This is a genomic window from Flavobacterium sp., from assembly GCF_046317795.1.
In the GTDB taxonomy this organism is placed as follows: domain Bacteria; phylum Bacteroidota; class Bacteroidia; order Flavobacteriales; family Flavobacteriaceae; genus Flavobacterium.
The window spans coordinates 1-7,421 of the sequence record NZ_JBKCVI010000055.1 but is presented as its reverse complement, the minus strand read 5'-3'; the positions used below and the strand labels follow the sequence as shown (position 1 = coordinate 7,421).

Below are 7,421 nucleotides of genomic sequence, written 5' to 3'. Positions count from 1 at the left end.
TTCGATAGAAAATCGTATCGAGAACAAGAAAAATTTCATTAAAAACGGTTCTCGATACATTTTTTGTTCCTCTCGTCCAAAAAGACGAGATGCACAAAAAACACTCGAACTGACGTTTTTAATAATTACACCCAACGGGTTTAAATTAATATATTTTAATAACATATTTTACATCTGAATACTAAATATTAATAAAATGAAAAAAGTATTATTATTGTTTACTGTTTTCTTTTTTGCAAACAGTTATGGACAATCAAACCTTTGGAATAAAGTTTCCCAAGAAAGACTAGCTGGATTAACAAAAATGGATCGTGCCAGCATGCCTAGTAAATACCAATTGTATTCTCTTAATTTGAATGCATTGAAAAATCAGTTAGCCGCTGCACCTTTAGACAGTTCGGGACAAAACTCAAATCTTGTTTTATCGTTTCCGAATCCAGATGGGGGATTTGACAAATATGCATTTTATGAGTCACCAATTATGGAAAAAGGATTGGCCGATCAATTCCCAGATATTAAAACTTATTACGCTGTGGGAATTGACGATCCAACGGCCAGTATGCGAATTAGCTTTACAGCATTTGGGTTACATGCCATGACAGTTTCTGGAAGCTCAAGTAGTGTTTATATTGATACTTACACTTCTGATTTGAATAATTTTATTGTATATAGAAAATCGGATATTACCGCTTCAAGAATTTTTCAATGTGAATTTGAAGAAGAAAGTAGCAAAAGCAGTAATACTAACTCTAAGCGAAACACACCTTTGCAAAGAACAAATGACAGCACGTTTAGAACATACAGATTGGCAGTTGCTTGTACTGGAGAATATGCCGCTTTTCATGGAGGAACCGTTGCATTAGCACAAGCGGCTATTGTAACCACCGTTAATAGAATTAATTTAGTATATCAACGTGATTTATCAGTTAGATTTGTTCTAGTGGCTAACAACACCTCAATTATTTACACAAATGCTACGACTGACCCATTTAATAATAACAATGCAGGAATATTAATTACCCAAAGTCAAAACACTATTACTACTATTATTGGGTCTGCAAACTTTGATATCGGTCACACAGTGAGCACAGGTGGCGGTGGATTAGCAGGATTAGGAGTCATATGTGATAATTCACAAAAAGCAAGAGGAATTACTGGTTCACCAGCTCCAGTAGGTGACCCTTTTGATATTGATTATGTTGCACACGAAATAGGACATCAGTTTGGATGTAATCACACTTTTAACAACGCATGTGGTGGAAATAGAAATGACGGAACCGCAGTAGAGCCAGGAAGCGGCTCAACAATAATGGGTTACGCAGGGATTTGTGCACCAGATGTTCAAAGTAATTCTGATGACCATTTTAGTTTTGTTAGTTTAGCAGAAGCACAAATTATTATTCAAGGGACAACGTGCCCAGTTTCAACTTCTAACGGTAATTTTGCACCTGTTGTTGACGCTGGATTAGATTATACTATTCCAAGATCAACGGCTTTTATATTAACAGGAGTTGCAACAGATGGAAACAATGACTCTTTAACGTATTGCTGGGAACAAACAAACAATGAAGTTTCAACCCAATCCCCTTTATCAACATCTACTTCTGGGCCAAATTTTAGATCAAATACACCTATTGCTTCTCCAGAAAGATACATGCCTAGTTTGTCTGATGTTATTGCTAATAATTTAACACCAACATGGGAAGTTGTACCATCTGTAGCAAGAACCATGAATTTTGCTTTAACCGTTCGCGACAATAGATCACCAAATGGTGGACAAACCAATAGAGACGATATGGTGGTAACTACAGCTAATGTTGGTCCTTTCTTAGTTAACGTGCCCAATACTGCTGTTTCTTGGGTTGCTGGCTCTAATCAAACAGTTACTTGGACAGTGGCAGGAACCACGGCAAATAATATCAATGCGGCTTTTGTAGATATTTTACTCTCAAATGATGGTGGTAATACTTATCCAATTATTTTAGCCAGTAAAGTGCCTAATGATGGATCACAAATTATAACGGTTCCTAACAATACAGGAAATACCAAAAGAATTATGGTTAGAGGTTATAAGCATATTTTTTATGATATTTCTAATACTAACTTTACCATTACAGCTGCTCCTTCAACATTTTCTGTAGCTTTTTCAGGCGTTGAAGAACAACAAAACAAAGCTACTTGTCAAGGAACAAATGTTAGCTATAATATTTCCTATTTGGCTCTTGGTGGATTTACTAGTGCAACTACATTTACAGCTACTGGATTACCAACAGGTGCTACAGCTACATTTGCACCATCATCAATAAATGCTAATGGTACAGTGGTTATGACAATAGGTAATACAGCATCTAGTCCAGCTGGTTTTTACTCAATTACGGTTAATGCTACTTCTGGTGCAACAACTAAGACGGTTTCTTTTTATTTAGATTTATTTAGTTCAAGTTTTCCAGTTATGAATTTGACCTCGCCAGTCAATAATGCTGTAAATCAACAAACTACTTTGTCACTTACTTGGGCTGCAAATCCTAATGCCTCTTCTTATGATGTTCAAGTTGCTACAAGTACTACTTTTGCAACTATTATCAGTTCGGGTAATGTTACATCAACAAGTTATACAGCAACAGGACTAAATATAAATACGGATTACTTTTGGAGAGTTTCACCAAAAAATGCTAGTTGTGGTAATGGTACTTTTAGTAGTGTATTTAAATTTACCACAGGTTCTTTAAATTGTGGAAATGTAGCTTCAACAAATGTACCTATAGCTATTGCTGCTTCGGGAACTCCTACAGTTACCTCAACTTTAACTATTCCTTCAGGTGGAATAATTAGCGATGTAAATGTAAATCTAAATATTCCTCATACATGGATAAATGATTTAACAGTAACAATAACAAGTCCAGCAGGTACTTCAGTTGAATTGTTTACTGCTAAGTGTGACCCTCAAAATGGGAATATTAATGTATTGGCTACTTTTGACGACTCGGGTTCCACTCTAATATGCAATCCCGGACCAAACCCTGCTGGGATTTCGGGGACTTTAACTCCGGATAGCCCATTATCAGCATTTAATGGAGAAAATTCTGCAGGAACTTGGACATTAACGGTGGCCGATGGATTTAATCTGGATGGCGGTTCAATTAGCGCATGGAGTTTAGATATTTGTTCGACACTTGGTGTTAATGAGAATGCTTTACAAGATTTTACATTATATCCTAATCCAAATGGCGGTAACTTCACAGTGAAATTCACATCAAATAATAGTGATGATGTTTTAGTAGCTATTTTTGATATGAGAGGAAGACAGATTTATAAAAATCAATTTTCTAATACAGGAAACTTTAATGAAAGTATTGATTTAAATACAATTCAAGCGGGAGTTTATTTGGTTTCTATTACAAATGGTGACAACAAGTTAGTGAAACGTATAATTGTTAAATAACCAAAAGCAGTTTATTAAAAAAGTCTTATTTTTAGAGAATAAGACTTTTTTTATTTTATAGTGGTTTGAATTGTTGTAATAATTTGAGGCACTTTAGTAACGGTAAAATCTAATGTAAAATCAACAACATTTTTTTTATAGATAAGATTTAGAGTTCCTTGTTCCACTTTATAATAGCCAGTTTGTCCTTTACAGAAACAAAATCTTCCAAAAAGCATTTTGGTTTGCTGTAAATCAATTCCTGAAAGGGCTATTTTTTTATCCGTATTTTTTATTTCAAATAGTATTTCTTCCCTGTAATTTCCATCTTGAAGACCTTTTTCTACGTTTAGATTATATTGATAGATAATTACTGAAGTTTCTGGAGAGTCAATAATTTGATAATAAATAGAACCAAAATCGTCTTTTTTGATTTCGATACGTTTGTTTTTTAGTAATTCTGTAGTGCATTTTCCATCATCAGGGCACGATTTTAGAGTATCTATGGAGTTAATAGCAACAGAAGATTTTTGACTATTACAAAAAGTTAACCCTAACGCGAGTGGTATCAACAAATATTTTTTCATATGTGTAAATTTTATTTTTTAGCGGTCACATACCTGCCTGCCGACAGGCAGGTGGTATCGCCTTTTTACTCATACGTGTTTGCTTGCGCAAACTTCTAGTTAATGGCGATTTCATATTCTTTTACTTTACAATAATAATAGCAAAAGCCCGCCGTTATTATTTTCCGTTAAATGAATTCATGGTATTATTCAGTCCAGCCAAGGCAAACGACTCTATGATTTCTTTTGCAATAACAAAGCGTTCCATTAATTTAACTTTTTCGGCTTCATGCCATTCACCAAGGACATAATCTACTTGTTGCCCTTTTTTAAATTCATCGCTTATACCAAAACGGAAACGAGGATATTCAGTAGTGTTTAGAATTAATTGAATATTTTTTAATCCATTATGACCGCCATCGCTGCCTTTCGCTTTTATTCTGATAGTCCCAAAAGGTAAGTTTAAATCATCGGTGATTACCAAAATATTTTCTTTGGGAATATTTTCTTTTTCCATCCAATATTGAACCGCTTTGCCGCTAAGGTTCATATAGGTATTGGGTTTTAAGAGAATAAGTTTTCTCCCTTTGATAGTGTATTCAGTAATTGTGCCCAATTTGGCCGTTTCAAAAGTTATGCTTTCTTTTTGAGCGACATAATCTAAAACTTTAAAGCCAATATTATGTCTAGTATTTACATACTCGGCACCAATGTTTCCTAGACCTACAATGAGAAACTTTTTACTCACTTTATTAAATTGTTTTTTCTGGTGTTCGTGACTCTCTGATTTTATTTCTTCTGAGTCATCAAGATTTTTCTTTTTTTTGAATAAACGGTTTAACCATTTCATTTGGCAAAAGTAGCTAATTTGATTTCATAAAAAAAGCACCAGCGTGAACTGATGCTTTTTTGTATAAGGGGTTTGAAAATTATTTTTTCTTTCCTTTTGCTGGAGCTTTTGCTGCTTTTGCTGCTTCTTGAGCGGCTTTCATAGCGGCACGTGAAATCTTCACTTGAGCAACAACAGTATTATCTGGGTGCATCAATTTGAAATTTTTAGCTTCCAATTTAGTAACATATAATTTGTTACCCATTTCTAATTCAGAAATGTTTGCTTCAACATAATCAGGAAGATTTTTTGGTAACGCTTTCACTTTTAACCTTCTTTGGTTTAAACGCAAATCACCACCAAGTAATACACCCGGTGAAGTACCAGTAACTTTAACAGGAACTTCCATAATGATTTCTTTGTTTTCATTTAATTCAAAAAAATCAATGTGTAAAATTTTGTCTGAAACAGGGTGAAACTGAATGTCTTGTAAAATAACATTCGCAGACTTATCTTTTAACTCAACTACAACCGTGTGGGCGTTTGGAGTGTAAACCAAGTTTTTGAATGCTTTTTCTTCTGCTGCAAAATGTACTGGTTGACTTCCTCCGTAAATAACGCAAGGAACCATTCCAGCATCACGTAAGGCCTTAGTAGCTACCTTGCCTACGCTTTCTCTTTCTGATCCTTTAATCGTAATCGATTTCATTGTAAAATATATATAGTTAATAATTAAAAATTCTTTATTCTGGGCGTTGCGCTCTCCCGATAGCTATCGGGATTTCGCCGCGCTTTCCGCTCTATCTTTTTTTCCGCTACGCTACAAAAAAGGATGCCGCTTCAATCGCTAACGCACTTTGCCAAAAGCTTTTAGACCATCTTCCAGCTTCCTTTTTCCTTCTTCCAGCTTTCTTTTTACATTAAAAATTTTCCACTGATGGAATTGTTGTGTTGCACCATATGCATTACTTCTGCAAAAAGAGGCGCACAACTTACCACTTTAATTTTGTTTGATTCTTTCTTCAACGGAATAGAATCGGTTACTATCAATTCAAGAAGCTTAGAGTTTTCAATCTTCTCATAGGCATCTCCCGAAAGTATTGCATGTGTACAAATAGCTCTTACACTCAAAGCACCTTTTTCCATCATCAAATCAGCTGCTTTGGCCAATGTTCCTCCTGTATCAATCATATCGTCAACCAAAATCACATTCCTTCCTTTCACTTCACCAATCAATTCCATCGTATCAATCACATTGGCAGCTTTTCTTTGCTTGTAACAAATAACCACATCCGATTCTAAAAACTTAGAATAAGCATACGCTCTTTTTGAACCACCCATATCAGGTGAAGCAATTGTTAAATTATCTAATTGAAGACTTTTAACATAAGGCAAAAAGATAGTCGATGCAAATAAATGGTCTACTGGTTTTTCAAAAAACCCTTGAATTTGATCGGCATGCAAATCCATGGTCATAATTCGAGTAGCGCCAGCGGTTTCCAATAGTTTGGCGATTAGCTTTGCTCCAATCGGAACTCTTGGTTTGTCTTTTCTGTCTTGTCTTGCGTAACCAAAATACGGAATTACAGGAGTTATATGTCGGGCTGATGCTCTTTTTGCAGCATCAATCATTAATAATAATTCCATTAAATTGTCGGCACTAGGAAAAGTAGAGCAAACAATAAATACACGTAATCCTCTTATTGATTCTTCAAAAGAAGGTTGAAATTCACCATCACTAAATCTTGAGAACGTAACTTTACCAAGCGGAACGCCATAGTTTTTAGCTATTTGTTCAGCAAGGTAGACGCTTTGCGAACACGCAAATATCTTTGCTTCTGGTTCTAAATGCGACATTGTAATTTGTTGTTTTTATCCGTTTCATTCCTTGCAGAAGTGTCTCGAATGTAGTTAGTTAGTTGTTGTTCGTTTTACCGAGGTGCAAATTTAGAAATTAAATCCAACTCTGAAAGGATATTTTAGAGTATTTTTTTAGAAAATGATATTTTATTTTTTACATTTGCACCCACAAATTAATAATAATCAATAATCAAATGACTTTATTAGTCGGTTGATTTTTTGTCCGGATGGCGTTTATTTATTTAATTTTTTCTAAAAATTAGCTTTATAAAACCATCCAATCCATTGCCCGGATGGCACTATATTTAATTAATTTTTTCTAAAAATTAGTATTTATTAGTCCATTCAATTAATGCCCGGATGGCGGAATTGGTAGACGCGCACGACTCAAACTCGTGTACTTAGGTGTGTGGGTTCGATTCCCACTCCGGGTACAAAGCTTCTCTGAAAAGAGGAGCTTTTTTTATTAAAGACTTCATTTATGTATTACGTTTATGCTATTTCAAGTTTGGAGAGAAATTACATTTATGTTGGTTTAACAGATAATATCGAAAGGCGATTATCTGAACATAATACAGGGAAAAATAAAACGACAAAGGCTTATTCTCCTTTCGTACTTATCTATTTTGAAAAATGTGGCAACAGAATTGAAGCTAGAATTAAAGAAAAATACTTTAAAAGCGGAAGTGGAAAGGAAAAATTAAGAATCATCAGAGAAAATCAAGGACAATAGGCGGAACCTGCC

6 protein-coding genes and 1 tRNA gene are annotated in these 7,421 nt (G+C 34.7%); 3 read left to right on the top strand and 4 right to left on the bottom strand.

The window, feature by feature from the left end:
* The first annotated feature begins 196 nt into the window (after window positions 1-196).
* Window positions 197-3,442, top strand: coding sequence for a reprolysin-like metallopeptidase (locus ACK5ON_RS03495; RefSeq protein ID WP_409819919.1), 3,246 nt, complete (start codon window positions 197-199; stop codon window positions 3,440-3,442).
* A gap of 50 nt (window positions 3,443-3,492) precedes the next feature.
* Here the strand turns inward: ACK5ON_RS03495 and ACK5ON_RS03490 are convergent, their stop codons facing one another.
* From ACK5ON_RS03490 to ACK5ON_RS03475, 4 genes are all read right to left on the bottom strand, one after another.
* Window positions 3,493-4,008, bottom strand: a complete 516-nt coding sequence (locus tag ACK5ON_RS03490) for a hypothetical protein (RefSeq protein WP_409819917.1) — start codon at window positions 4,006-4,008, stop codon at window positions 3,493-3,495.
* A gap of 157 nt (window positions 4,009-4,165) precedes the next feature.
* Window positions 4,166-4,837 (bottom strand): aminoacyl-tRNA hydrolase, encoded by a 672-nt coding sequence (pth, locus tag ACK5ON_RS03485; RefSeq protein ID WP_409819915.1) that lies wholly within the window; start codon window positions 4,835-4,837, stop codon window positions 4,166-4,168.
* Between the two features lie 79 nt (window positions 4,838-4,916).
* Window positions 4,917-5,525 carry a 50S ribosomal protein L25/general stress protein Ctc gene (locus ACK5ON_RS03480; protein ID WP_409819913.1) on the bottom strand — a complete coding sequence of 203 codons (609 nt, stop codon included), beginning with the start codon at window positions 5,523-5,525 and terminating at the stop codon, window positions 4,917-4,919.
* A gap of 206 nt (window positions 5,526-5,731) precedes the next feature.
* Window positions 5,732-6,673 (bottom strand): ribose-phosphate pyrophosphokinase, encoded by a 942-nt coding sequence (locus ACK5ON_RS03475; protein ID WP_409819911.1) that lies wholly within the window; start codon window positions 6,671-6,673, stop codon window positions 5,732-5,734.
* 357 nt (window positions 6,674-7,030) lie between these two features.
* Between ACK5ON_RS03475 and ACK5ON_RS03470 the strand changes: the two genes are divergently transcribed.
* Window positions 7,031-7,110 (top strand) — tRNA-Leu (locus ACK5ON_RS03470).
* Between the two features lie 47 nt (window positions 7,111-7,157).
* Window positions 7,158-7,409, top strand: coding sequence for a GIY-YIG nuclease family protein (locus ACK5ON_RS03465; RefSeq protein WP_409819909.1), 252 nt, complete (start codon window positions 7,158-7,160; stop codon window positions 7,407-7,409).
* Window positions 7,410-7,421: the final 12 nt, after the last annotated feature.

Excerpts from the sequence above, each read along its gene's own strand:
- ACK5ON_RS03475 (WP_409819911.1), bottom strand. The coding sequence starts at position 6,673 with ATGTCGCATTTAGAACCAGAAGCAAAGATATTTGCGTGTTCGCAAAGC.
- ACK5ON_RS03490 (WP_409819917.1), bottom strand. The coding sequence starts at position 4,008 with ATGAAAAAATATTTGTTGATACCACTCGCGTTAGGGTTAACTTTTTGT.
- pth (WP_409819915.1), bottom strand. The coding sequence starts at position 4,837 with ATGAAATGGTTAAACCGTTTATTCAAAAAAAAGAAAAATCTTGATGAC.
- ACK5ON_RS03495 (WP_409819919.1), top strand. The coding sequence starts at position 197 with ATGAAAAAAGTATTATTATTGTTTACTGTTTTCTTTTTTGCAAACAGT.
- ACK5ON_RS03465 (WP_409819909.1), top strand. The coding sequence starts at position 7,158 with ATGTATTACGTTTATGCTATTTCAAGTTTGGAGAGAAATTACATTTAT.
- ACK5ON_RS03480 (WP_409819913.1), bottom strand. The coding sequence starts at position 5,525 with ATGAAATCGATTACGATTAAAGGATCAGAAAGAGAAAGCGTAGGCAAG.